24 protein-coding genes are annotated in these 24,506 nt (G+C 45.4%); 10 read left to right on the forward strand and 14 right to left on the reverse strand.

What is annotated here, in order from left to right:
* Positions 1-65: 65 nt before the first annotated feature.
* A complete protein-coding gene (adhP, locus tag KOG47_RS10750) occupies positions 66-1,094 on the reverse strand; it encodes an alcohol dehydrogenase AdhP (protein WP_215244210.1) in 1,029 nt (342 codons plus the stop codon).
* A gap of 195 nt (positions 1,095-1,289) precedes the next feature.
* Between adhP and KOG47_RS10755 the strand changes: the two genes are divergently transcribed.
* From KOG47_RS10755 to KOG47_RS10770, 4 genes are all read left to right on the forward strand, one after another.
* Positions 1,290-2,030: a hypothetical protein gene (locus tag KOG47_RS10755; protein WP_215244211.1), complete on the forward strand. Its 741-nt coding sequence runs from the start codon at positions 1,290-1,292 to the stop codon at positions 2,028-2,030.
* A gap of 109 nt (positions 2,031-2,139) precedes the next feature.
* Positions 2,140-2,886 (forward strand): methionine ABC transporter ATP-binding protein, encoded by a 747-nt coding sequence (locus KOG47_RS10760; RefSeq protein WP_159563234.1) that lies wholly within the window; start codon positions 2,140-2,142, stop codon positions 2,884-2,886.
* A complete protein-coding gene (locus tag KOG47_RS10765) occupies positions 2,879-3,541 on the forward strand; it encodes a methionine ABC transporter permease (RefSeq protein ID WP_031424175.1) in 663 nt (220 codons plus the stop codon). Before KOG47_RS10760 ends, KOG47_RS10765 begins: the two co-directional genes overlap by 8 nt.
* Before the next feature lie 20 nt (positions 3,542-3,561).
* Positions 3,562-4,374 carry a MetQ/NlpA family ABC transporter substrate-binding protein gene (locus KOG47_RS10770; protein WP_215244212.1) on the forward strand — a complete coding sequence of 271 codons (813 nt, stop codon included), beginning with the start codon at positions 3,562-3,564 and terminating at the stop codon, positions 4,372-4,374.
* Between the two features lie 34 nt (positions 4,375-4,408).
* Here the strand turns inward: KOG47_RS10770 and KOG47_RS10775 are convergent, their stop codons facing one another.
* From KOG47_RS10775 to KOG47_RS10785, 3 genes are all read right to left on the reverse strand, one after another.
* Positions 4,409-5,245 (reverse strand): aldo/keto reductase, encoded by an 837-nt coding sequence (locus KOG47_RS10775; RefSeq protein WP_214684966.1) that lies wholly within the window; start codon positions 5,243-5,245, stop codon positions 4,409-4,411.
* Positions 5,246-5,323: 78 nt separating this feature from the next.
* Positions 5,324-6,286 (reverse strand): HAAS signaling domain-containing protein, encoded by a 963-nt coding sequence (locus KOG47_RS10780; RefSeq protein ID WP_215244213.1) that lies wholly within the window; start codon positions 6,284-6,286, stop codon positions 5,324-5,326.
* A complete protein-coding gene (locus tag KOG47_RS10785; RefSeq protein ID WP_031424181.1) occupies positions 6,273-6,620 on the reverse strand; it encodes a PadR family transcriptional regulator in 348 nt (115 codons plus the stop codon). Before KOG47_RS10785 ends, KOG47_RS10780 begins: the two co-directional genes overlap by 14 nt.
* A gap of 127 nt (positions 6,621-6,747) precedes the next feature.
* On the opposite strand from KOG47_RS10785, the gene KOG47_RS10790 reads away from it, so the two are divergent.
* Positions 6,748-7,149 (forward strand): hypothetical protein, encoded by a 402-nt coding sequence (locus tag KOG47_RS10790; protein WP_215244214.1) that lies wholly within the window; start codon positions 6,748-6,750, stop codon positions 7,147-7,149.
* Positions 7,150-7,187: 38 nt separating this feature from the next.
* On the opposite strand, the gene ahpF is transcribed toward KOG47_RS10790, so the two are convergent.
* From ahpF to KOG47_RS10805, 3 genes are all read right to left on the reverse strand, one after another.
* A complete protein-coding gene (ahpF, locus tag KOG47_RS10795; protein ID WP_215244215.1) occupies positions 7,188-8,711 on the reverse strand; it encodes an alkyl hydroperoxide reductase subunit F in 1,524 nt (507 codons plus the stop codon).
* 11 nt (positions 8,712-8,722) lie between these two features.
* Positions 8,723-9,286, reverse strand: coding sequence for an alkyl hydroperoxide reductase subunit C (gene ahpC, locus KOG47_RS10800; protein WP_015880295.1), 564 nt, complete (start codon positions 9,284-9,286; stop codon positions 8,723-8,725).
* A 333-nt stretch (positions 9,287-9,619) separates the two neighbouring features.
* Positions 9,620-11,353 (reverse strand): hypothetical protein, encoded by a 1,734-nt coding sequence (locus KOG47_RS10805; protein ID WP_215244216.1) that lies wholly within the window; start codon positions 11,351-11,353, stop codon positions 9,620-9,622.
* Positions 11,354-11,519: 166 nt separating this feature from the next.
* On the opposite strand from KOG47_RS10805, the gene KOG47_RS10810 reads away from it, so the two are divergent.
* On the forward strand, positions 11,520-12,794 hold the full coding sequence (locus tag KOG47_RS10810) for a DNA cytosine methyltransferase (RefSeq protein ID WP_215244217.1): 1,275 nt from the start codon (positions 11,520-11,522) through the stop codon (positions 12,792-12,794).
* Between the two features lie 147 nt (positions 12,795-12,941).
* Here the strand turns inward: KOG47_RS10810 and KOG47_RS10815 are convergent, their stop codons facing one another.
* The 3 genes from KOG47_RS10815 to KOG47_RS10825 form a co-directional block, all read right to left on the reverse strand.
* Positions 12,942-14,729, reverse strand: coding sequence for a DUF262 domain-containing protein (locus tag KOG47_RS10815; RefSeq protein ID WP_215244218.1), 1,788 nt, complete (start codon positions 14,727-14,729; stop codon positions 12,942-12,944).
* Positions 14,730-14,846: 117 nt separating this feature from the next.
* Positions 14,847-16,712 (reverse strand): molecular chaperone HtpG, encoded by a 1,866-nt coding sequence (gene htpG / locus KOG47_RS10820; RefSeq protein WP_215244219.1) that lies wholly within the window; start codon positions 16,710-16,712, stop codon positions 14,847-14,849.
* Positions 16,713-17,014: 302 nt separating this feature from the next.
* Complete coding sequence (locus KOG47_RS10825; RefSeq protein WP_047795763.1) at positions 17,015-17,641, reverse strand: TetR/AcrR family transcriptional regulator; 627 nt, start codon at positions 17,639-17,641, stop codon at positions 17,015-17,017.
* 123 nt (positions 17,642-17,764) lie between these two features.
* Here KOG47_RS10825 and KOG47_RS10830 point away from each other — a divergent pair, with 123 nt between their 5' ends.
* The gene (locus tag KOG47_RS10830) at positions 17,765-18,514 is read left to right on the forward strand and encodes an SDR family NAD(P)-dependent oxidoreductase (RefSeq protein ID WP_047795764.1); all 750 of its coding nucleotides are present in this window, start codon (positions 17,765-17,767) and stop codon (positions 18,512-18,514) included.
* Between the two features lie 34 nt (positions 18,515-18,548).
* Here the strand turns inward: KOG47_RS10830 and KOG47_RS10835 are convergent, their stop codons facing one another.
* Positions 18,549-18,875, reverse strand: a complete 327-nt coding sequence (locus KOG47_RS10835) for a hypothetical protein (RefSeq protein ID WP_047795765.1) — start codon at positions 18,873-18,875, stop codon at positions 18,549-18,551.
* A 197-nt stretch (positions 18,876-19,072) separates the two neighbouring features.
* Here KOG47_RS10835 and KOG47_RS10840 point away from each other — a divergent pair, with 197 nt between their 5' ends.
* Positions 19,073-19,513: a hypothetical protein gene (locus KOG47_RS10840; protein WP_214691386.1), complete on the forward strand. Its 441-nt coding sequence runs from the start codon at positions 19,073-19,075 to the stop codon at positions 19,511-19,513.
* A 28-nt stretch (positions 19,514-19,541) separates the two neighbouring features.
* On the opposite strand, the gene rluF is transcribed toward KOG47_RS10840, so the two are convergent.
* Positions 19,542-20,252 carry a 23S rRNA pseudouridine(2604) synthase RluF gene (rluF, locus tag KOG47_RS10845; RefSeq protein WP_015880301.1) on the reverse strand — a complete coding sequence of 237 codons (711 nt, stop codon included), beginning with the start codon at positions 20,250-20,252 and terminating at the stop codon, positions 19,542-19,544.
* A gap of 92 nt (positions 20,253-20,344) precedes the next feature.
* On the opposite strand from rluF, the gene KOG47_RS10850 reads away from it, so the two are divergent.
* Complete coding sequence (locus tag KOG47_RS10850) at positions 20,345-21,169, forward strand: hypothetical protein (protein WP_215244220.1); 825 nt, start codon at positions 20,345-20,347, stop codon at positions 21,167-21,169.
* On the opposite strand, the gene KOG47_RS10855 is transcribed toward KOG47_RS10850, so the two are convergent.
* Positions 21,135-21,785, reverse strand: a complete 651-nt coding sequence (locus KOG47_RS10855; protein ID WP_214688974.1) for a C39 family peptidase — start codon at positions 21,783-21,785, stop codon at positions 21,135-21,137. The two genes, KOG47_RS10850 and KOG47_RS10855, sit on opposite strands and share 35 nt — an antisense overlap.
* A 73-nt stretch (positions 21,786-21,858) precedes the next feature.
* The gene (locus tag KOG47_RS10860; protein ID WP_078146016.1) at positions 21,859-23,232 is read right to left on the reverse strand and encodes a YjiH family protein; all 1,374 of its coding nucleotides are present in this window, start codon (positions 23,230-23,232) and stop codon (positions 21,859-21,861) included.
* Positions 23,233-23,493: 261 nt separating this feature from the next.
* Here KOG47_RS10860 and KOG47_RS10865 point away from each other — a divergent pair, with 261 nt between their 5' ends.
* The gene (locus tag KOG47_RS10865; RefSeq protein WP_214731243.1) at positions 23,494-24,486 is read left to right on the forward strand and encodes an LLM class flavin-dependent oxidoreductase; all 993 of its coding nucleotides are present in this window, start codon (positions 23,494-23,496) and stop codon (positions 24,484-24,486) included.
* Positions 24,487-24,506: the final 20 nt, after the last annotated feature.

Genomic DNA, 24,506 nt, shown 5'->3' on the forward strand with positions numbered 1-24,506 from the left:
ACAAAAGCAACTATACCCCGTCAACGTCAATCTAGAACAAAACGAGGCACGAGGCCCCGTTCCGATTAGCAGTCTTTATTTTTGAAGTCGATGACCATGCGTCCTTGGATTTTCCCTTGCTCCATCTCTTCGAACACGTCTTGCACCTCGTGAAGACAGCGTTTATGAACAACAGGCACGACGAGCCCTTCTGCCCCGAACTGGAAGGCTTCTTCTAAGTCTTTACGTGTCCCGACGAGTGAGCCGACGACTTCGATTCCATCGAGGACGAGACGAGGGATGTTCAAGTCCATCGTTTCAGAAGGAAGACCGACGGCGACCACTTTCCCACATGCTCGGACTGCATTGACTGCAGAATTAAAGGCGACTTTTGAGACGGCTGTGACGACAGCGGCATGAGCCCCACCGAACTTCTCTTGTACGATGTCAGCTGCATCTCCTTCAGTCGATGGGTTAATCGTCAAATCAGCTCCACTCTCTTTGGCGAGTTCGAGCTTATCATCGTTCAAATCTACGGCGATGACGTGTGCGTTGAAGACGTGTTTCGCATATTGGATGGCCAGGTTGCCGAGTCCACCGCAACCGTAGATGACGACCGTCTCCCCAGGTTTCACGTCGGCAACTTTGATGGCTTTATACGTCGTGACGCCGGCACATGTGATGCTCGAAGCTTGCGCAGGGTCCAATCCGTCAGGTACTTTGACGGCATAGTCGGCTACGACGATACTTTGTTCAGCCATCCCGCCGTCCACGCTATATCCGGCATTTTGAACGTTTCGACAGAAAGTCTCTCGACCTGTCGTACAATATTCGCAACGACCACATGCATGATACATCCAAGCGATACTGACGCGATCGCCAACTTTCAAACTCGTGACATCGTCGGCGATTTCAGATACGATCCCAATCCCTTCATGACCGAGCACGCGTCCTTGGACATCTCCGAAATCACCAGCTGCGACGTGAAGATCCGTGTGACATACGCCACAGTACTCGACATCGACGAGTGCTTCGCCTGCTTGTAATGGACGTAGTTCCTTTTCGACGACTTCGATGTTGGCCTTGCTTGCTGAATTGACGACGACTGCTTTCATGTGTGAACACACTCCTTGTGAGAATTTAGCAAACCTGATGAAAAATCCCTTCTCAATCACATCGTCAGGATAGCACAAAAAATGGAATGAAAGCGCTCTATTTTTGAATAGCATTTGTCTGAAAGATGAACTTTTCTCACACAAAGATTTAGGGGAATAGAGATAGAGAAAGTAGACGAAAGGAGTGTTATTTATATGACACGAACAGCGTTATTTCAAACATATAAATCAAAGATTTTGCAGCTATCAAATTTAGAAGAAGAGACGTTGAAAAATGAAGACTTTTTGTTAGACCGTGATGAAAAGAAACAACTTGAGATCTATTACGCACCGTTCGAATACATCAATCCGGATGCGAAAGTCGTCATCGCGGGAATCACGCCAGGCTTGTATCAAATGCGTCAGTCGTTCGAGGCAATCCGTGACTTGAAGGATGCAACAGACGAAGAGGCGCTTCGAGCCGTCAAACAACGTGGCAGTTTTTCCGGTCCGATTCGAAAGAACTTAGTGACGATGCTGGACGATTTGGAGTTACATCATCATTTGGGAATCGAGTCATCCCTCGATTTGTTTGGATCAGCGAACCATCTCGTTCAAAACACGGCGGTCCTCCCTTATCCCGTCTTCTATAAAGGCAAGAACTATAACGGATCGAGCCCGGATATGATTCGAACAGAGCTGTTTCGACCATACGTAGAAGGAATCTTCGCAGAAGAGATGGCCCATCTTCAAGATGCACTCATCCTACCGATGGGCGTGAACGTGAGGCGAGCCGTGGAGTTATTGGTTGAGCGAGGGCTCTTGGATCAAGATCGCGTAGTGAGTGGGTTTCCACATCCGTCTGGTGGGAACGGTCATCGCCATCGCATCTTCGCCGAAAATCGAGACGCCATGAAGCGACACATAGCCGAACATTTTAAACGACATCGACTCTGAACCGCAGTGCGGTTCTTTTCATGTGAGCACATGAACTGACATCAACTCTTTACTTCGCTAAAATGATAAACGGTTGACTCACTCACGAGATGTAGAAAGGATGTCTGCCATGATCACATTGTCGTCCGTCCATAAGCGTTATGGACAAGAGATGGCCGTTCGCGATGTATCGCTTCACATTCGAAAAGGGGAGATTTACGGCATTATCGGCGCGAGCGGTGCCGGGAAGTCGACGCTCCTTCGATTGATGAATTTGTTGGAGAAACCGGATGCCGGGAGCGTCACGGTCGATGGCGACCAGTTGACCGAACTCTCTAATCGGGAACTACGCAAGAAGCGACATCGGATCGGTATGATTTTTCAACAATTTAATCTAGTCGCGAATAAGAACGTGTTTGATAACGTCCTCGATTCACTGAAACTTGCCAAGCGGCCGAAAGCATCATGGGAAGCACGCGTGATGGAATGTCTCCGGTTCGTTGGACTCGAAGCGTATCGCGATAAATATCCTTCCCAGTTGAGTGGGGGACAAAAGCAACGTGTCGCCATCGCTCGGGCACTCGCAAGTGAACCGAGTGTACTCCTATGCGATGAGCCGACCTCTTCACTCGACCCGAATACGACGGCGGAAGTGCTGCGTGTCCTTCAGTCGGTCAATGAAAAACTCGGCGTCACCGTCGTTCTCGTCACGCATGAGATGGATGTCATCCGTCAAATCTGTCATCGCGTCACCGTCATGGCAGACGGATCCGTTCATGAGACGATTGAGAGGGAGCCAACAGGGGTGGTCGCCATCGATCAGAATCCAAGTTGGTTCGTCGAACAGTTGCGAGAGGAAGGTGAAGCGAATGCCTGACATCTTGGTGCGCTATCAATCAGAGATTTGGCAATCCATCGCCGAGACGTTCATTATGGTCGGGGTATCGATTCTCGCCGCGATTCTAGTCGGATTGCCGTTAGGCACGTGGCTTTATCTTTCGCGTAAAGGACAATTGTTAGAGAACCAAATCGTCTTCTCCGTCCTCAACCTGGTCGTGAACATCGTCCGGTCTTTCCCCTTCTTGTTACTCGTCGTGTTTTTGATTCCATTTACACGGCTCATTATCGGAACCGCCATCGGAACGGCAGCAGCGACGGTGCCGCTCTCCATCATTGCCATTGCGCATTATGCGCGACTCGTCGAACAGTCACTGATTGATGTCCCACGCGGGGTGATTGAAGCGGCACTCTCGATGGGAGCGTCTGTGAAAGACATCATCTTTAAGTTTCTTTATGTGGAAGCCCGGTCCGGTCTCGTCCTCGGATTGACCACATCCATCATCAGTTTTATCTCATACTCGACGATTATGGGAGTCGTCGGGGGTGGTGGCATCGGTGACTTTGCCATCCGTTATGGATATCAACAATTTCAGACAGAACTCATGCTCTATATGATTCTCATCATGCTCGTCTTCGTACAGTTGATTCAATTCACGGGCACGACCGTGGCGCGAATCATCGACAAACGTTAAACAGAAAGTAGGAAATGAATATGAAAAAATTGATGGCACTTCTAGCCTCACTCACACTCGTCCTCGCAGCATGTGGGAACGATACAGAAACACAAACGAAACAAGCAAATGAACCACAGACATTGAAAGTCGCATCACTCATCCCACCGATGACAGATATGCTTGAAATCGCGAAAGAACAGCTCGCAGAAGACGACATCGAACTCGAAATCGTTGTTCTCGGAGACAACGTCCAACCGAACTCGGCACTTGCAGCGAAAGAAGTCGATGCGAACTTCTTCCAACACGTTCCGTATATGGAAGAGTTCAACCGCAGCAACGATGCGAATCTCGTTCCCATCGAACCGATTTATTTCGCAAACTACGGTGTATACGCAAAAAACTATGACAACATGGAAGACCTTCCGGAAGGCGCAACGATTGCGATCGCCAACGACGTATCGAACATCGACCGTTCGCTCTCCCTTCTCGCACAACATGATGTGATCGAACTCGGAGAGAAGGAAGGCACGTATTATACACAAGCTGATATCACATCTAACCCGAAAAACTTCAAGTTTGAAGAAGTCGACTTATTGATGCTCGCGCGCGCGTACGATGATGTCGATGCGGTCTTGATGACACCGGCTTACGCTGCACCGCTCGGTTTGACACCGAAGAGTGACGCACTCTTAACAGAAGGCGTCGAGAATGATTTCGCCATCACGCTTGTCGCACGTGAAGACAACCAGGATGACGAAGCGATCCAAAAACTCGGCGAAGCGCTCACAAGTGACGAAGTCCGTGCGTTCTTGCAAGAAAACTATGATGAAACGGCCATTCCGGCGTTTTAAACAAAAAGATTGAGCCATCTAGGCTCAATCTTTTTTAGTACTCTTCGTATTCTCGCGGGTCTTGGTCATCGATGCGACCATCCTGCTTCGTCAACGCATTGAGCGTCTCCATCTCTTCATCCGTCAATTCGAAGTTGAAGACGTCGAGATTCTCTTTTTGGTGCAACTCGCTAGACGAGCGGGCGAGCGGGATGACACCAAGCTGCACGTGCCAACGCAAGATGACTTGAGACACGCTCTTTCCTTTTTGTTTGGCGAGCTCGGTGATCTTTTCGTCATGGATGACCGTGCGGGCGCGACTGAGCGGGCTCCACGCTTCTGTGATGATGCCGCGTTCTTTATCGGCTTTCCGCTGTTCGACTTGAGAGAAGTACGGGTGTAACTCGATTTGGTTAATGACCGGTGTTTCTCCCGTTTCTTCAATCAAGCGGTCAAGGTGCTCCGGCATGAAGTTCGATACCCCAATAGAGCGGATCCATCCGTTTTTCTTCGCTTGAATCAAGGCACGCCATGCCTCAACGTACTTGTCTTGTTTCGGGTTTGGCCAATGCAAGAGGAACAAATCCCAATAGTCGAGGTTCGCTCGATATAGGGACTCTCGAATCATCTCGAGCGCCTGATCGTAGTCATAATATTGCGCGCGCAGTTTCGATGTTAAGAAAAGTTGTTCACGCGGGATGCCGGATTGGCGAACCGCTTCACCGACCGCGCCTTCATTATCGTAGCGAATCGCCGAATCGATGAGTCGATATCCGTTCCGGATGGCGCACGTGATGGCGTCGACCCCTGCTTCACCTTTTAAATAAACCGTCCCGAGTCCGATGGCCGGAATCTCATAACCGTCATGTAGCTTGATTGTTGGAATACCCATCAAATGCCTCCCCATTCAAAATCCGTTCTCTTCTCCGCTATTCCACTTTCCTTGGAAATGAAACGTTTGAATGTGAGGTCAACGTCGAAACGCTTTGATCAAACCTTCTGCTAAATCGAGAATACACACGATGATGATGGTGAGTAAGACACTCCAGACGCCCCAACGACTGATTGTTTCAAGGTCGGCGTTGATTTGCTCACCAATCAACGAGACGGCATTAGAAGAAATTAAATCAGGTTGCAGTAGAATGAGCGCCGTGACGACAATCCATACGATATTGAAGAGCGCGTTCCACAAGGCGAGCGGCTTTGTCCAATGTCGAACCAGCCATTTGTAAATGGCGATGGCGATCCCAAAGGCGGCCAGGGCGATGACAAACGGGAAGAATTGATCCAAGACCGACGCATTGAGTAGCGGATAGGATTCACTATCTGTGACGACACGAATCAACTGCTCGGCGTTGACGTACAATACGACCATCAGAACGGTGGCGATAAAGTCAAACAAAATCGAACCAAAAGAAATCGAGGTCGAACGTGGTTTTACTTTCTTGAGTTGTTCAGGTTTCCAACTCGAGAAAGGAACTTCGCCCTCAGGTACAGCACGTTCAATGATGAAGAACGTGAGGGTGATCCAGAATAGCGTCTGAACGACGACATTGAAGATGGCCGCCCCAGTTTGAAGGAATGCTTGAATCAAGAATTGACTCCAAGATGTGTCGTCGATGGGATTGGTCAAATAACCGATGATCGAGAGAATGGTGACAACCGTGACGGCAATCGGTAAGACGATTTTGATGATGTTCACGTACTGTGTGAAGAGGGCAGGACCGATGAGATAGAGTGGTCGGTTCGCATAGCGAGCAGCGAGGATATGAGGGTCGCCGAGTTGGCGCAATGCTTCAAATAAAGCCGCTTCAGATGGGTCATTTCCAGTCATGTCATCAATGGTCGATTCCAATTCGAGTGCGACGTCTTGCCGCATCGACTCTGGGATTCGAGAGGTGACTTCATCGATATACACATCACGAAGATTCATGATCGTTTCCTCCTTCAATTAGACGGGTCAATGTTTTCGACATGTTCATCCACTCCACGTACAACTCATTCAAAATGTCCACTCCATCCGAACTGAGCACGTAGTACTTGCGTGGTCGACTCTCCGTTGTGTCCCAGGAACTCGTGACGAGTCCTTGTTTTTCAAGTCGACGCAAGAGCGGGTAGAGCGTACTTTGGTCAATGTTGATGTCGGCATCAAGTAGCGCTTGAACGAGAGAATAGCCGTATTGAGGTGTCTTCAACTGGCTGAGCACCGCAATCGTCAACGTGCCGCGCCGCAACTCCGTCACCAACGAGGCTTTTACATCGGACATTTTTTCGCCTCCTTCATTCGTTTATCTTTATACTGTATATCATACACTATAAGTTATCATACATCAATATGAATAAAAAAGTTGAGTCATTTCCTGATTTTGGGATAATGAAGAGGAGGTGATGTTGATGAAGTGGTGGTGGATGATTGGCGGTGTGGTGATCGCCAGTTTATTGACGATCAATGCGCAGTGGTATGGGAATGCGGCGACGTTTGGGGTACCGATTGGCTGGATCATCATGCTACTAGTCTTGACACAGTTTCGAAAGCCGACATCGACTCCGTGGGCGGTGTCGGTCGGAGTGATGAGTGTTGGGGTGGCGATTTTGCTCTCGATTCCGAGCTACTCGTTAGCTGAGGCAGAAGAGACGTTGAACAAAATGTACAATGACGTGACATACATGGAGAGCGTTCCGACGACCGGAGGAGAATGGAATCCATTCTCTCCTCGAGTGGGCTATCGATTTGAGACGGGGAGCGGAGACTCGATTTTATTCATCCCGGACTCGGGGAAGACGTTTGAACTGTAAAAAAGACTCGCTCTCATGATAGAGGGCGAGTCTTTGTGTTAGTTGCGAATCATGTAGTCGAAGGCGCCGAGTGCGGCTGTCGCACCAGAACCCATCGAGATGATGATTTGTTTGTAGGCGCTGTTCGTGCAGTCTCCCGCTGCGAAAACACCTGGGACGTTCGTTGCGCCATGACGGTCGACGACGATTTCCCCGAAGTTGTTGCGTTCGACCGAGTCGAGCCAGTCCGTGTTCGGGACGAGGCCGATTTGGACGAAGACGCCTTCAAGTTCGACATGATGTGACTCGTTCGTCTCACGAGACACATACGAGATGCCGTTCACTTTGTCCGTACCCGTGATTTCTGTCGTCTGAGCGTTCGTGATGACAGTCACGTTCGGGAGGCTGTGGAGACGGTCTTGTAGCACTTGGTCGGCCTTGAGTTCAGGAGCGAACTCGAGCACCGTTACGTGCTTGACGATCCCTGCGAGGTCGATAGCTGCTTCAATCCCGGAGTTACCGCCACCGATGACCGCGACACGTTTCCCTTCAAAGAGAGGACCGTCACAGTGCGGGCAGTAAGCGACCCCTTTGTTTTTGAACTCCGCCTCACCTGGGACGTTGACATTACGCCAGCGTGCACCAGTCGAGAGGATGACGCTCTTACTCTTCAAGACAGCACCGTTCTCGAGTTCGATCTCGATGAGGTCCTTTTTCTCAAGACGCTTCGCGCGTTGGAGGTTCATGACGTCGATGCCGTACTCTTTGACGTGCTCTTCAAGGCTTGCGACAAGCTTTGGACCTTCTGTATAAGCAGTACCGATGAAGTTCTCAATCCCCATCGTGTCCATCACTTGGCCGCCGAAGCGCTCTGCGATGATTCCGGTACGGATTCCTTTACGAGCCGCGTATACGGCTGCGCTCGCACCCGCTGGACCGCCACCGACGACGAGGACGTCATACGGGTCTTTGTCCGAAAACGCAGAAGCGTCAGGACCTGTACCGAGTTTCGCCAAGATCTCTTCGAGTGACATCCGACCGTTACCGAACGATTCGCCGTTCAAGAAGACCGTCGGGACAGCCATGATCTCTTTTGCTTCCACTTCATCCTTGAACGCGGCTCCATCGATCATCGTGTGCGTGATGTTCGGGTTGAGGACGCTCATGACGTTTAGCGCTTGCACGACGTCAGGACAGTTGTGGCAGCTGAGGCTGATGTATGACTCGAAGTGGTATGTGCCTTCGATATTTTGAATTTGTTTGATTGTGTCCGCATCAACTTTCGGTGCGCGCCCGCTCACTTGGAGGAGGGCGAGGACGAGTGATGTGAACTCATGTCCGAGTGGAATCCCCGCGAAGACGATTCCTGTCTCTTCGGATGGACGATTCACGCTGAAGCTCGGTGTACGCTCGAGCGTCGCGCGTTCGACCGAGATGCGTGATGACATGCTGGCGAGTTCGTTGACGAGCTCGAGCATCTCGTTTGAGACTTTGTCTTCCCCAGCGCTCACACGGAGGACGACATCGCCCTCCATGAGCTGGAGATATTGGTCGAGCTGTTGTTTAATCGCTGCTTCTAACATGCAATCGCTCCTTACAATTTACCGACGAGGTCAAGGCTTGGGCGGAGTGTTTCAGAACCCTCTTCCCATTTCGCTGGGCAGACTTCGCCTGGATTGTTGCGTACGTATTGTGCTGCTTTGACTTTGTTGACGAGCGTGCTCGCGTCACGGCCGATGCCGCCAGCGTTGATCTCGACAGTTTGGATGACACCATCTGGGTCGATGATGAACGTACCACGGTCTGCGAGGCCGTCTTCTTCGTTCAAGACATCGAAGTTGCGTGAGATGACGTGTGATGGGTCACCGATCATGATGTACTCGATTTTTCCGATTTTCTCAGATGTTTCGTGCCAAGCTTTATGTGTGAAGTGTGTGTCTGTTGAGACAGAGTATACTTCTACACCGAGGTTTTTAAGTGTAGCGTACTCGTTTTGAAGGTCTTCAAGTTCAGTTGGGCAGACGAATGTGAAGTCAGCTGGGTAGAAGCAGACAACGCTCCATTTGCCTTTGAGGTCGTTCTCTGTAACTTCGAGGAATTCACCTGTTTGGAATGCTTGTGCTTTGAATGGTAGTACTTCTTTGCCGATTAATGACATGGGTTATGTCCTCCTTGTTTTTTACTCTAGCGTTTCTATCTCGACTAGAATAATTATAATGTAATACTAACTTCATATAACGAGCTGGAATTGTCAAGGCGTTTGCATGCTTTGAAAATATAAGGTGTATCAAAAGATTGTCTGTATTTGGCTTAATAAAAGCAAAGAAAACGATTACATAACGATCGGTATTTTTCTCGCTATTTTCTTATTTTGAAAAATAAAAATCATGAGTATAGTTGATAATATTTTGGGAAGGGTTATACATTTTCTCGTCGGAAATTGGAGGATTATCAATTACATCAATAAAACAACCTTAATCACAAGTAGCGATTAAGGTTGAATTTTGTACGTGCATGCTAATTTTAAACTACTCCATCCGTGAGATTCTCCTGCAGAAAATTTTAAGCGCATGATTAATTGTTCTTTGTCCTCATTCCAAAAAATCGCATTGTTGATCTTCGTTGGATGATTTGCAATAAACTTAAGATCTTCTCCATAGGAAATAATCTTAGATAATTTTGCATAATTACTTTCATAAAAAGTATGAAGTGTAGGTATATCTCCTACGATTGTTGATACACCGAGCTTTAAAGAAGCTTTTGAGGCTTTGGACAGAGAATCAGCAAGATATTGATTTGCGGATTCTAGCACCTCTTCTCGAGTTAACTTTCCTTCCAAATAGAGATCTTTTAGTTCTTTTGCTACTTGAGTCGTTTCACCGACTCTAAAGTAGTTTGCTCCCAAAATAGTTCCGAATCCAGGATTCTTTACTACGGGTATCGAATTTGATTTAGCATTTGCTTTTAACGAGTAACAGAGTTCTTTTAATTTCACTTCTGAAGAATTAGGATTCCTTGGAGTTAAAGTGATTTTTATATCTGAATTGTCTTTAATATCTAGTCTGTAAGCATCATCGGTGAGCGATACTGAAGAGATTTTATACTCTGAATACTCTTCTTTAATACTAGGTAGTAAAATTGATTCGACAGCATCTTTTGATGCGTATTTTAATTTTTCTAATGTATCCTTTTTTAAATTTTCACCATATATCTGTAAGTTATTTAAATGACGAGGTTCCTTTGAATTTTCGTCAGAAATAATTGCCTTTTGATTAGTGAGCAGATAGTGATAAATGAGAGCTTCATTCACTTTACCAATACTATTTGGATCATTCGATCTAACTTCATTGGTCTCATGAATAAGTTGGGTCCAAATATCTTCAAACTTACGAATTAGTTCTTGGTTAACGTTAGTTGTAGACTCATTGTTAAACAAAGCGGTAGTTAGTTTGATAGGACTATGGGGCTGACTTTCGAATTTAAATCTGATATACAATGTGATAATTCCATCTGTAAAACCAATAGATGCATTGCCTTTACGGAACAAAATTATGTTTGCGTCAGGATCAAATTGATATTTCTTTTCGAGAACAGGGAACTCTGGTGCCTTTTCAATCGACACTAACATGGACTCCCCTTGAAATAGTAATAGATTTAATCCAGAAATCACCTGTTGTTGATTATTACTATTTAGAAGTTCTTGAAACATTTCTAACGTACTTTCTCTTAATGAATACAGAATGTTTTTTCGAGCTATTCTAGCTTTTTCATTTGATGAAAACGTAATGTTTTGTATACGTACTTCATTACGATAATCTTTTAGAGATTTATATTGGTTAGTTGACCTTAAAAAACTTTTGAAAAAGGCTTCATATAGTCTGTTTAACGTTGAGTTAAATTTATCTTGTAAAAGAGGATCATTAAAATATTTGGATAAGAAGCTTTTGCCACCTAAATTCCGAGGTTGGATATCTCCAGTTTTTGAGTTAAAGAGGTGATATGGTACTTGGTGTTTATGTAGTGTTAATGTTAGGTCAGGATGTTGATCAGGGTTTGGGGTATCAAACTTACTTTGTAATGAAGTAATTGAAGAATGCTTTTTATAGAGATACATTGCAGTTGCAGCTGAAGAAGAGTGTAAATCAATGCGTTCCCCTTTAATCAATTTTGATAAGTAGTACTTCACTTCTAATACATGTTGATTGCCTCTTTGCTTTTGCATCATTATGAATTTCTCCTATTTAACATTTTCTCTAAACTGTATTGTTTATTATATCGTTTTGGTCCTCATTTTTTGGAAAAACTTAACTCTGGCCATTTTGAATAGAGTCAGTTATGATTAATGAATAAGAGAAAATTATGTAATGGCGAAGAAGATGAGGTGAGAGGACATGAAAATTGACGAACGAGGTAGAGCTAAATTTAGACCCACAAATGACTACTCATCCGAAGATGTGAAGCAAGTATTAATGGAAAAAATTAAAGAAGAGTCTGGTCGAATTATTCAATCTTCTAAAGATGAAGAAATTTTGAATAGTATTAAGCGAGAAAAGCATAAATTTCACGTAGTCAGTCTGTTTTCTGGTTGTGGTGGTTTAGATTTAGGGTTTGATTTAGCTGGATTAGTATCGAGTCAAGAAACTCCAAGCATTCTAGAAGAAGTATATAAGTCGAAAAGTAACTTTGACAGATTAGGAAAGCAAAATATATTTCAAACGATTTATTCAAACGACTTATTTAAAGAGTCAGCAAGGTCTTATAAGTTAAACTTTGATAATGAACACACAGTTCAGGATCCACGAGATATACGAAAAATTAAATACTTTCCGTATGCTGATGTAATTTTAGGTGGTTTTCCTTGTCCTGGATTTTCAGCAGCTGGTCCGAGACTAATCGACGATGAAAGAAACTTCTTATATATTCATTTTATTCGTGCAATCATTCAAGCGAAACCAAAAGTGTTTGTAGCTGAGAATGTGAAAGGTCTTTTAACATTAGGAAAAGGTGAAGTTGCTAGACAGATCATAGAAGATTTTGCTTCTGCAGGCTATAAAATACAGTATAAATTGGTGAATGCAAGAGATTATGGCGTACCACAAATAAGAGAACGTGTATTTATAGTTGGCGTTCGAGATGACGTTAAATTTTCATACAAATTTCCGGAGCCTACTCATGGAGAGGACAGAAAACCGTATGTAACGCTTGAAGATGCTATTGGTGATTTACCAGAATGGCCGGAAGACGTTTATGAAGGCGACTTTTCATCGATCTATTTATCGCGTAATCGTAAAAAGGATTGGAACGATCAAGCTTTTACAGTTCAAGCATCAGGTAGACAAGCACAGTTGTGGCCCGGTGGGGAAAGAATGAAAAAGTTAGGCAAAGATGAGTGGGAATTGATAGGAACTCAGAATCGTCGGTTGAGTGTCAGAGAATCGGCGAGAGTTCAAACTTTTCCAGACTGGTGGGTATTTGATGATGGAAGTAGCACATCTGTTAGCTCAAAGAATAATAGGGTAGATAAGCAATATAAACAAATCGGAAATGCAGTTCCAGTTCTATTAGCACGAGCTGTTTTACAACCAATTGCAGATTGGGCTAAGCAAGAAATTGCTCACCAAATTGAAGTAGATAAGCAACAAGCACAGTTGTCATTGGATATTTAAAAGAGGAGGGCTATTCAGCTCTCCTCTTTTAAATAAAAATGAATGTAAAATACGATAAACTTTATTTATTATGTTAATAATCTTAATGTAATATGAATTTTTATGGGTATATTAAACAAAATTTGTGTTAATTGGCGTTACTGTTAATTAATAGAGTTTATTAATTAATACATTTATTAAATCCTTGCTACGAGTAGAAATCATACGTTTTAAAGTATTTTGATTATTGTTCCCTTCAAGAATCTCTTTCTTTATAGCATCTAATTTGTCTTGAGCAGGATATATATGAAGCTCTAAGAAGGCTTTATCTAATGATTGTCCAGACTTCAAGTTTTCATAAAGGCTCAGCTGCTGTTTCGAACGATTATGATTTGAATCCAACAACATAATATTACCAAGTGAGCCACCAGGTATACCTTTAGCTTTATCAATTTTGTTTAAGAAGTTTTTGGAAACTATATGCTCAAAATCATAGTTTTGTTCTGTAAATTGATCAGAATCAAAAGAATAAATAATTGTGCATATAGATTTTGTAACATTATCAAACAAAATATTATATTTAGAATTTTTTTCTTCAATCCATGAAAGAAGTGCTGTTTCTAAAGTAGACTTTTCAATCGGAGTAGAATATCTATTAGATTTTTTTATAACGATTTCGTCTAATTTACTATCTCCACTTCCTGACCAACGAGAAGTAACTATATCGTAAATATAATACCCGAGAAAATTATTTAAGATAGTATCATAGTTTTTTCTGTATTTAGGTAAAGTCTCGATAATACGATTTTCTTTGTTTATAGTATACTTCGAAATCCACAAAGAACCGAAAAAAGATAATAATTGGAAGTTTGTTGCGTTTTTACTTTGATAAACAACTTTTTTAGCACCGGGCATTCTCAAACGTTTCTCAAAACGATTGTTAATTTCTGAATAAATAGAAAGTACCTTTTCAATATAATCCTCTATAAAATTTGCTGTGAAAATTTCTTTATCATCGATAATTTTACTTAGATTTTTATTTTCAATGTTTAAAGTAATAGCTAATGAAGAATAACCAATTTCATTGATCAAATCCTCTGTAGGAGTGGTCCAAAACACGGGCATTTTTTCGATAATAAGTTTTCCAAAAGCATAACAAAATTCTGAGAAATTAATTTTCATGCTTTCTCGAAGATCTTTCTCATTGAAATTAGTAATCTCAATTTCTCGTTCGGATGTCAAATCATTATATCGCTCAATATTTAATTCTAATAATTGTTGATTGAAAGGTTCATCTGAAAGAACAACTTCTGAATTACTCCATTGTGCAGCAAACACTTGATATTTTGATAACTTTTTGCCGCCGCGATTTAAATTTTCAAAGACAGAAGCTAATTCGTTTTCGTTTCCTGAAAAAGTGATTGTAGGAATTTCGACTTTAGAAACATCTAAAAAATTTGATATCTTATCTTTTATGTAATCTTGAATTGTTCCCAAAATAATAAAAGAATCGCTCTTTAATGAACTTTGTACTAATGGAATAGTAGTAAGTTCCGAATACAGAGCATTATTTTTAGAAATTTTATCATTCTCTATTAAACCTTGAATGATTAAATTTATTCCCTTTTGAACTTCTTGTAAAGTTTTTGGATGAAGACTATTTAAGTCAATTGCTTTAATAATCTCATCTACCTCTTCGTCAAATTCTATATACTTCCCAGGATTTTTTTTGAAATCTTTCATAGTGGTGTAACGTTGAAGACCATCAATTAAAGAGAGTTTCTCCCTGTCGCTATATTTATATATTAAAATTGCACCAAAAGGATATCCTTTATGTAGAGTTTCAATAAATGCTTTTTTTTCTTTCTGTGACCATACTAACCTTCTTTGGAAATTAGGTAATTCTACTGAATCTTCCAATTCTTTGAAGCTCATTCTCTCAGTTTTATATTTCATTTCTCAGCCTCCAAATATTAAAATGTACCTCTATTTTAGTATTTTTTAATATTTAGATCTACAAAAAACCAATAAATAGGAGGTAATATAGTACCTCCTATTTATAATCTATTTTATTTAGCCCATCAACGCGCACACCGCATTCGAATACGCTACCGGATCTTCAATCGGTAACCCTTCAATGAGGAGGGCTTGTTGATACAAGAGGTCTGTATATTGTTTCGCTTTCGCTTCATCTTCTTTATACACACGTTGAAGTGTCTGGAAGATGGCGTGGTCGGCGTTCACTTCGAGCACTTTCTCCGCTTTCATGCCGCCACCGTTTGGCATCGCGTTCAAAATCTTCTCCATCTCGATTGAGACGTCACCTGCGACCGTCAAGCAGACCGGATGTGACTTGAGGCGTGTCGAGGCACGCACTTCTTTGACGCGGTCTCCTAGCTCTTCTTTCATGAAAGCAAACAGGTCTTGGTTGTCTTCGTTGAGCGACTTCGCTTCCGCGTCATCGAGACCGAGATCGCCGCTCGCGATCGATTTGAATTCTTTGTCTTCATACGACTGAAGCATCTTGATGGCGAACTCGTCGATCTCTTCTGTAAAGTAGAGGATCTCGTATCCTTCTTCTTTCAAGCGCTCTGCTTGTGGCAAGAGGTCGATGCGATGAATCGATTCGCCTGTCGCATAGTAAATATACTTCTGATCTTCTTTCATCCGCTCGACGTACTCTTTGAGCGAAACGAGTTTCTTCTCGTGAGAAGAATGGAAAAGAATCAAGTCTTTCAATTCGTCTTTGGCTGCGCCGAACTGGTCATACACGCCGAACTTCAATTGGCGACCGAACGACTCATAGAACTTCTCATAGTCCTCACGCTCGTTTTGGAGCATCTTCTCGAGCATGCCTTTGATTTTCGACTTCACGTTCTTCGCGATCACGCGAAGCTGGCGGTCCTGCTGCAACATTTCACGGGAAATGTTGAGGGAGAGGTCTTCTGAGTCGACCATCCCTTTAACGAAGCCGAAGTAGTCCGGCAAGAGGTCTGGTGACTTCTCCATGATCAACACGCCGTTCGAGTAGAGCTCGAGCCCTTTCTCGAATTCTTTCGTGTAATAGTCGAACGGAACCGTTGACGGGATATACAGGATTGATTGATAACGAATCGTCCCGTCGACGTTCAAGTGAAGATGCTTGAGTGGCTCATCAAAGCCGTAGCGCTTCTCGTGATAGAACGCCTTATAATCCTCGTCTTTGAGTTCGCTCTTCCGCTTCCGCCAAATCGGCACCATGCTGTTGACGGTCTCTTCTTCCTTGTAGTCCTCATACTCTTCTGAGTCCTCTTTTTGACGATGTTTCGTCACATCCAGTTTGATTGGGTAACGGATGAAGTCCGAATGCTTCTTGATGAGTGAACGGATCTCATATTCTTCGAGGAATGACGAATACGCATCATCTTCTGTGTCTGCCTTCAAGTGGAGCGTGATTTCTGTACCGATGTCCAATTTGTCTGTCGGTTCGATTGAATAACCGTCTGTACCTTCGGACTCCCATACGTATCCTTGATCACTGTCAATCGAGCGAGTACGTACGGTCACGCGGTCAGCGACCATGAACGCGGAATAGAACCCGACCCCGAATTGACCGATGAGGCTATGGTCTTCTTCCATCTTCGTCGCCTGTTTCATGGCGAGTGAACCGCTCTTTGCGATGATTCCGAGGTTTGTTTCGAGTTCTTCTTCTGTCATCCCGATCCCTGTATCGCGAATTGTGATCGTCCGCGCTTCTTTGTCGAGTTCGACTTTGACGAAGTAATCGTCTTTGTTGAATTCGATGCTTTCGTCGGAGAGGGCACGATAATACATCTTGTCGATGGCGTCACTCGCGTTCGAGATGAGCTCACGCAAGAAGATGTCCTTATGTGTATAAATTGAGTGGACCATCAACTCTAAAATTCGTTTCGATTCGGTTTGAAACTGTTTTTTTGTCATGATCGTTCTCCTTTTGATGTCTATATTTTGGCACTCTGTATATAGGAGTGCTAACACTATTGATTATCCTAATTTTTAGGAAGATGTCAACCGAGATTGAAGAAAAGATTGACGAGGACGTAGGTTTCGCATATAGTTGAGTACATGCGATGAGCTGGTCTATGTAAGACGGCGGACATTCCCTTGAGGAGCACGTTGTGGAGCGTGGTCCGTCGCGGTAGACTTTCGAGAGCACCTCTAGTGAGAGGTGCTCATTTTTTATGTATACAATTAGCCTCCCTTCAAGCGAAGGGAGGTTTTTCTTATGCCCGAATGGATGTGAGGAACATCTCTTTTAAAGCACGCAATTGTACGGCCGGTTCGATATCGTCCTCTAAATAACTGATGTGCGACTTCAACATGATGTTGTTGCCGAACGTCCCGAACGTATTGATGATTGTGACGACGGTCACCTTCACATCGATATCCGAGCGGAATGAACCGTCGCGTTTCCCATCTTCGATCAAGGGTTCGAGTGTCTGCATGATCTGTCGTTGAACGTCGATGTATGTCTCGATTCCAGGAAGAGGTGAGGCGACGAGCGATGCATAGCTCTCGAACGCCTCTCGGAAACGGGCATGGTTCGTCCGTTCCAACTGCATCTCGAAAAAGTGGTTCAAGATGGCCTCGAGTCGTTCATAGGCGTTTCCTTCCTCATGCATGAATTGTTCAAATCTCTCGAGTGTCGGTTGTAGATTCTTGACGGCTGCCGCGACGATCAATTGATCCTTCTTCGGGAAGTAGCGAAACAGTGTCGCCACCCCAATCCCTGCCGCATCCGCGATGTCCTGCATTTGAACCTTCTCAAAGCCATTCTCTATAAATAATCGTTCTGCCTCCTGGATAATCAGTTGAACTCGTTCTTCTTTGTTTTGTTGTCGTTTACTCAATTCCATCACCTCATTGTCTGTCCTTAGTATATCGTCTTCAAGCAGTTTCGTTGAGATTAATGTCACATCCAATTATTATTATGATAGTTAGACTATCATAATTTAATGAATGGAGCTGGGACAATGCGTTTACAGGGGAAAGTAGCGGTCATCACAGGGGCAGGAAGCGGTATGGGAGAGTCAACGGCACGTCTATTCGCCAAAGAAGGGGCAACAGTCGTCGCGACAGACATCAATGAACAAGGAGTAAACAATGTAGTCGAGTCGATTCGTGCACAAGGTGGGGAAGCCATCGCGGTGAAACATGACGTGACATCACGCTCGAGCTGGGAGGATGTATTCGCGGAAGTGGAAGCGACATGTGGCAAATTAGATATTCTCGTCAATAACGCTGGAATCGCACTTGCAAAACCTTTCTTGGAACAGACAGAAGAGGACTGGGCACGCACATATCGCATCAACATCGATGGGGTCATGTTAGGGACACAGTACGCGATTCCGCTCATGACGGAGAATGGGGGAGGATCAATCGTCAACATCTCCTCCATCTCTGCATTGACCGGTATGGCGGGTGCCGGTGCCTATACGGCCTCGAAAGGTGCGGTCCGTTCTCTCACGAAAGCAGCGGCAGTCGATTACGGGAAGCAAAACATTCGGGTCAACTCGGTGCATCCAGGGTACATCGTGACACCGATGAGTGCGCCACATATGGAGCATCCAGACTATAAACAACATTTCTTGAATCAAATCGCTTTGCCGAATCTCGGACAAGCGGATGAGGTGGCGGCAGCCGTCCTGTTCCTTGCGTCAGACGAAGCGAATCATATCAGCGGGATCGAACTTCCGGTAGATGGTGGCGTGACGGCGAAGTAAAAGTAGGGTCTCTATGGAGGCCCTACTTTTTTAATTACTCTAAGATTCCGATTAACTCCATCACGAGTAGTATGACTAGACCTGAACTAAGCACAGCTGCAAAAAAGACGAGCACAGCATACTCTTTCTGCTTCAAAATTGCCCACCATCCGGTCACAAACGCTCCTAGCCCGAGGATAGAGAATGTGGTCATATAGCTGAGTCGAAGCATGTTTGCAGTATTGTCGCTCCAAAGCGTCGAGTGGAAGATTGTATCAAATTGATTGAGCAGAAGAAACGGTACATACATGGCAAGGAACAAGGCAATCAAGAGAATAGACCATTTTCCGATTGAAGTATGTGGAAAGATTGCACCATTCATGAGGATTCACCTCTTTTCATTTTAAAATCATCTGTATTATTTATATTCCCGTTTTGTGTAAAGAGTTTAAGTGATTCATCAAATTGACATGATATAGTCGACATGAAAGAGTGAGATGACAAGTGTAGAACAGTGCCAAATGAGCCGAAAAAGGAAATTGATATTATTTAGTTAACTATGAAAGTTGGTATAGTGAGATGGACACTCAGTTTGAGATAGAACGGATTTGGATGGATGAAACGGAGCTGTTTTATCAAGTTCAGCTTCAACTTCGGTCTTCTGCCTGCGCCAGCAATCAGTTGATTTATTTAGATGATGCGAGTCTTGGGGATCTTTATCAAAAGATCGATCAATTCAATCAAGCGTGGGGCAAAGAACCGATCACATGGAGACTAGTCGATGAAGAAGAGGGTTCGGATGATTTGCAAGTCAATCTAACTTTCACGTTGATTGACCGGATTGGGACCATCCAAATCGATATTTTCATTCATGATGAATGGCAGTTTGACTCATTTGACCATGTTCATATGAAATTTAGAATGAGGACGACGATGGGACAGCTCGACGACTTGAGCGCTCAACTCAAACGTTTCATTCGTCGTGAGACCGACCATGTCTCATCACTTCGACCAGAATAAAGCAGCCTGAGACGACTCAGGCTGCTTTTTAGTACCATTCTTTCGGTTCGTAATTCAATTCGCGGAACAGCTGCTCACGCTCTTTTTTCGAAAGATCGCGCCATTGTCCAGGCGGCAGTTTCCCGAGCGTGATGTTCATGACACGAACACGTTGGAGGCGGAATACTTCGTATCCGAGCGCCTCACACATCCGACGGATTTGGCGGTTGAGTCCTTGCGTGAGGGTAATGTTGAAATCGAACTTTGAAAGCGGACGGACTTTACACGGAAGTGTCTTCTGACCAAGGATTTTGACACCGGCTTCCATCTGCTCGACGAACTCTGGTGTGATTGGCTTATCAACCGAGACGATGTATTCTTTCTCGTGCTCGCCTTCTGCACGGAGAATCTCGTTGACGATATCGCCGTCATTCGTCATGAGGATGAGACCTTCCGAGTCTTTATCAAGACGACCGATGTTGAAGATGCGGAGCGGGTGGTTGACCATGTCGACCAAGTTCCCTTTTACTTTTTTTTCTGTCGTACTCGTGATCCCGACCGGCTTATGGACGGCGATGTAGACGTTGTTTCGGGCAACCCGTGCGACAGAACCGTTGACGAGGACTTCATCGCCCGGTTTGACTTGGTCGCCGATTTTTGCTTTTTTCCCATTGATGGTGACGCGTCCCTCTTCGACGAGACGGTCGGCTTGGCGACGGGACGCCTTGCCTGATTCACTGATGAATTTATTGATGCGCATGTGTACACGTCCTTTGTTTGGCTTCGTCCTCTCACTATAACGCATTTTATAAACTCTCGAAAGCGGGAAACGAACGGGAGAGGAGGGATGACATGGAGGCAGTACGACTGTTACAAGACGCAATCCGATTTCAACAAGCACTGTGCGACACAACGTTCGGGAAAGAATTGATTCAAGAGGCATCACCTGTCCTTTGGTACGGTCGACCTGGTCCGGATCAATGGCTGACCATCGGGACGAATCCGTCTCGCGGCGAGTTTTTACATCGTGACGGGACACCGAGAACGGGGCAACACCAAAAGTTCTATTGGCGGAACATACTCTCGTTTGACGATTACCTCGGAAATGAAGAGGCGCTGCAACAAACGCTCGAACGGGCATCGGTCTATTTCGAGTCGAATCGCGCGACGACGAACTGGTTCGGGAAACCGGATGGCGCCAAACTCGAGGCACTCCTCAACGGGATGGGGCGTTCGTTCTATGATCATCCGGCAGCTGTCATCCACGTTGATTTTTTCAAGTTTGCGACATATGAACAGATGGGGAAGATGAGGACGGGGCGCCACTGGATGGAACATCCGACCTCAATCGAACTGTTGGAGCGGACGATTGCGTACATCAAACCGATCCGTATCATCGTGCTCGGACGGGATAACTGTCGTGCCTTGAACGGTTTTTCAACAATCGGAAGACTGTCTGCATATCCCGCCGTCACCTATGAAATCGGACGCCATGATTCGGGTATCCCGATGATCGGCCTCCATATGAAGCCTTCAGAAGTGTTCGTTGGGCTCGGGAATGGCCGTGATTCAAACGGGCTACATTACGGGTCATACGCGAAGCGCGAGCACCTTTTAAAAATCGGAGAAGCGATTGACACGATTATGGACGAGTGGCTGGCGAATGGACGCGTGTGATGCTTCCCCAAAAGTTGAATTCGTTGAAGTCGATGTAGCGCACGTCCTTCGAACGATTATCGAGCACGGCTAACAAGATGACGTCCGGGAACCCCCGTTTTTCAAACTGCAAGTAGCCGACTCCCGTGACGGAATGATTTTTATAAAAGCCGTTCGCCATATTCAACACAAACGGGCGTCCTGCTTTCAGCTCACGCTCAAACGTCGACCATTTCCAAAGATAGCGGGAACTGCCTCGACCGTCGTACCCGTATCGCTTCCACAGTTTCGTGATGATGGTGGCGATTTGTGTCGGCGGTGTCCCTTTCTCGTCTTTGAAATGGTGCCTGAAGGCGATCTCGCGCACATCTTCTTGGATCTGTGTCACATCATCTGGGATATTCGCATACCCATGATCTCGATAGAAACGGAAGATGGCGGTGATCGACGTCAACGTACAGTTATTCTTGCCGTTCTCGAACTGACGTTGGAGCAAGACGGGCACGCCTTCAATCTGTACAGAGCGCTTTAATGTCCAGCGTCCGTGATAACGATCGTTCACATAAGCTTCCGGGTCGATGATCCCGGCATAGCCGTTGTTCGCAACCTCGAGTTGTCCTGCAAATGGGTGCTCCATCTCGGTCTCCCTCCTTTTCTTTTAGTATACAAAGGACGCCCCATCTCATAAAAGAGAAAGGGCGTCGTTTTCGTTAAAACACAAGATGTGCGATGCCGACGATGATCGGAAGGGTGATGAAGGTACGTAACAAGAAAATCAAGACGAGGTCGAGGAATGAGATCGGTAGTTTTGAACCGAGCAACAAGCCCCCGACTTCTGACATATAGATGAGCTGGGTAACCGACAACGTAGCGATGACAAAACGCGTCAATTCACTCTCGATGCCGCTTCCGAGAACGGCCGGCAAGAACATGTCGGCGAAACCGACGACCATCGTTTGAGCGGCTTCCGATGCCTCAGGCACTTGAAGGAGCATCAAAATCGGTTCGAATGGCTTTCCGAGGATAGTGAAGAACGGCGTATATTCTGCGATGATGACCGCAATCGTCCCGACTGCCATGACGACAGGGAGGACGCCGATCCACATATCGAGCACGTTCTTGAAGCCGTCTTTGAGCGTCTCGAGGAAACTTTTACTCGAACGTGACTTTTGTAACGCCTGAATTAACGCCCACTTACCGAGTGACACGTTCGCGGGTACTTCTTCTTCCGGTTTGAGCTCCGTCTTCTCATAAGCCGTGTCTGCCTTTTTAGATAATGGATAAATCCGTGGCATGATGAGAGCGGCGACTAGTCCGGATAAGACGATGGCCCCGTAGTAAGGCAAGAAGTATTGGTCGAGTTCGACATACTGTAAGACGACGATGGTGAAGGTGATGGAGACGACGGAGAATGTCGTCGCAATGATCGACGCTTCCCGTTTCGTGTAATAGCCTTCCTCGTACTGTTTTGTCGTCAGTAGAATCCCGATCGTCGCATCCCCGACCCATGAGGCGAGCGAGTCAAGTGAGGCGCGCCCTGGCAAGCGGAAGAGCGGACGCATGATCTTCATCAAGAACGTCCCGACGAACTCGAGAAGTCCAAAGTTCAATAAGAGCGGTAACAACATACCGGCAAAGAAGAATGTCGCAAATAAGATTGGAATCAAATCAAAGAGCAATAAGCCCCCTGTAAATTCTGACGTGATCATCTCTGGTCCGAGTGTGAGTAGCGTCATGACCCCGGCGATGAAACCGATCACGCGCATGACGAACCAAAACGGTGTCACGCTAAACAGTGCGTTGATGGATGGTCGCTCCATCATAAAAGCAGGACGTGCCGTAAAGAGTAATAATGAGCCGACAATCGAAATCCCCATCATGATGACGGCGAGTGTCGGGACGAAATCCCCAATCCAGTCAATCAGCAGATTGGATAAGAAGGCGACTGGAATCGTGAAGCCTTCCTCTGATGAGATTGGTACGATGAAAAACATGATCCCGATGAGTGATGGAATCAAGAACTTAAAGAAGTCTCGACTCGAAAAAGAAGGTTTCTTTCCGTCTGGTGTTGATGAACCATTCATGATGCATTCCCCATTTCCCCGAAGTGTTTGTGCTGTCTATGTATCCCCATTACACATCCAGCCGTTATTGAAACGTATTTCTTTCTTAGTATAAAAAATATGACCAGGTGCTATCAACAACATGCGGAAATTTTCTGAAAAATACAAGGTTAAATACTAGGCAAAACATTCGTATTCAATCAAACCATTTAGTATGATGACGGCGAGTCCAACAAATTCAAGATATTTAGAAACTTCATTATAGAGATAGGAGAATGCATGATGAGATTGAGTGTGTTAGACCAGGCGCCGGTCACGTCGGGTCATACAGGAGAACATGCGCTGAACAGCGCGGTCGAGCTCGCACAAGTCGCAGAAGAGTTAGGATATTACCGTATGTGGATGGCGGAGCATCATGGTGGCATGTCGTTCGCCAGCTCGGCTCCAGAGGTCATCACGGCTTATCTGGCAGCTAAGACGAACAAGATTCGTCTCGGGTCCGGCGGCATCATGATGATGCACTACTCGCCACTCAAGATGGCAGAGGTATTCAAGACGCTCAGCGCGCTCGCTCCAGGACGGATCGACTTTGGTGTCGGACGTGCGCCAGGCGGTGATGCGAACGCGATCTATGCGATGTCACAAGGGCAGAAACCGATGATGGATGGACTTTACGAGAAACTCGATACGACACTTCAATTGATTAAAGGTGAGGCACCGGAGGAAAGATGGTATAAAAATACACCGGCTGCTCCGACTGGTGTCAGCCTTCCAGAAGCCTGGTTACTCGGTTCGAGTGGGAACAGCGCCGTGCAGGCCGGACGGATGGGGCTCGGCTATTCGTTTGCCCAGTTCTTTAACGGACAATTGAGTGCCGATACGCTCGACACATACCGTCACCATTTCACGCCGTCTGATTTCATGGAGAAACCGGACATCAGCGTCACGTATTTGGTCACGACGGCAGAGACGGAAGAAGAGGCCGAATATTTGGCCCGACCTTCTGATCTGTCGCGTCTCTTCTTGATGCGTGGTCAATTGAGACAGTTGTTGAGTCCAGAAGCAGCTCATGATTATCCGCTCACGGAGGTCGATAAAATTCATATCGCCAACAACCGAGCCATCCACCTCGTAGGGACACCGAAACAAATTGCGGAACAGTTACGGGATGAGTCGGAACGCTACGGTTTCGATGAGGCGATGATTTGTAGCATCCAGCATAAGCAGGAAGATCGCCTGAACGTCTATCGTCTCTTGGCGAATGAATTGCTTTAACCTGAAGAGCACCTTCTCAA

It is taken from the genome of Exiguobacterium sp. s121 (genome assembly GCF_018617245.1).
In the GTDB taxonomy this organism is placed as follows: Bacteria; Bacillota; Bacilli; order Exiguobacteriales; family Exiguobacteriaceae; genus Exiguobacterium; species Exiguobacterium profundum.

Bases quoted from the DNA above. Each gene is read 5' to 3' on its own strand.
- KOG47_RS10760 (WP_159563234.1), top strand. From the start codon at position 2,140: ATGATCACATTGTCGTCCGTCCATAAGCGTTATGGACAAGAGATGGCC.
- KOG47_RS10755 (WP_215244211.1), top strand. From the start codon at position 1,290: ATGACACGAACAGCGTTATTTCAAACATATAAATCAAAGATTTTGCAG.
- KOG47_RS10810 (WP_215244217.1), top strand. From the start codon at position 11,520: ATGAAAATTGACGAACGAGGTAGAGCTAAATTTAGACCCACAAATGAC.
- ahpC (WP_015880295.1), bottom strand. From the start codon at position 9,286: ATGTCATTAATCGGCAAAGAAGTACTACCATTCAAAGCACAAGCATTC.
- KOG47_RS10770 (WP_215244212.1), top strand. From the start codon at position 3,562: ATGAAAAAATTGATGGCACTTCTAGCCTCACTCACACTCGTCCTCGCA.
- rluF (WP_015880301.1), bottom strand. From the start codon at position 20,252: ATGCGCATCAATAAATTCATCAGTGAATCAGGCAAGGCGTCCCGTCGC.
- KOG47_RS10830 (WP_047795764.1), top strand. From the start codon at position 17,765: ATGCGTTTACAGGGGAAAGTAGCGGTCATCACAGGGGCAGGAAGCGGT.
- KOG47_RS10790 (WP_215244214.1), top strand. From the start codon at position 6,748: ATGAAGTGGTGGTGGATGATTGGCGGTGTGGTGATCGCCAGTTTATTG.
- KOG47_RS10775 (WP_214684966.1), bottom strand. From the start codon at position 5,245: ATGGGTATTCCAACAATCAAGCTACATGACGGTTATGAGATTCCGGCC.
- KOG47_RS10780 (WP_215244213.1), bottom strand. From the start codon at position 6,286: ATGAATCTTCGTGATGTGTATATCGATGAAGTCACCTCTCGAATCCCA.
- KOG47_RS10815 (WP_215244218.1), bottom strand. From the start codon at position 14,729: ATGAAATATAAAACTGAGAGAATGAGCTTCAAAGAATTGGAAGATTCA.
- KOG47_RS10765 (WP_031424175.1), top strand. From the start codon at position 2,879: ATGCCTGACATCTTGGTGCGCTATCAATCAGAGATTTGGCAATCCATC.
- KOG47_RS10835 (WP_047795765.1), bottom strand. From the start codon at position 18,875: ATGAATGGTGCAATCTTTCCACATACTTCAATCGGAAAATGGTCTATT.
- KOG47_RS10805 (WP_215244216.1), bottom strand. From the start codon at position 11,353: ATGATGCAAAAGCAAAGAGGCAATCAACATGTATTAGAAGTGAAGTAC.
- KOG47_RS10785 (WP_031424181.1), bottom strand. From the start codon at position 6,620: ATGTCCGATGTAAAAGCCTCGTTGGTGACGGAGTTGCGGCGCGGCACG.
- KOG47_RS10840 (WP_214691386.1), top strand. From the start codon at position 19,073: ATGGACACTCAGTTTGAGATAGAACGGATTTGGATGGATGAAACGGAG.
- KOG47_RS10865 (WP_214731243.1), top strand. From the start codon at position 23,494: ATGAGATTGAGTGTGTTAGACCAGGCGCCGGTCACGTCGGGTCATACA.
- htpG (WP_215244219.1), bottom strand. From the start codon at position 16,712: ATGACAAAAAAACAGTTTCAAACCGAATCGAAACGAATTTTAGAGTTG.
- adhP (WP_215244210.1), bottom strand. From the start codon at position 1,094: ATGAAAGCAGTCGTCGTCAATTCAGCAAGCAAGGCCAACATCGAAGTC.
- KOG47_RS10855 (WP_214688974.1), bottom strand. From the start codon at position 21,785: ATGGAGCACCCATTTGCAGGACAACTCGAGGTTGCGAACAACGGCTAT.
- ahpF (WP_215244215.1), bottom strand. From the start codon at position 8,711: ATGTTAGAAGCAGCGATTAAACAACAGCTCGACCAATATCTCCAGCTC.
- KOG47_RS10860 (WP_078146016.1), bottom strand. From the start codon at position 23,232: ATGAATGGTTCATCAACACCAGACGGAAAGAAACCTTCTTTTTCGAGT.
- KOG47_RS10850 (WP_215244220.1), top strand. From the start codon at position 20,345: ATGGAGGCAGTACGACTGTTACAAGACGCAATCCGATTTCAACAAGCA.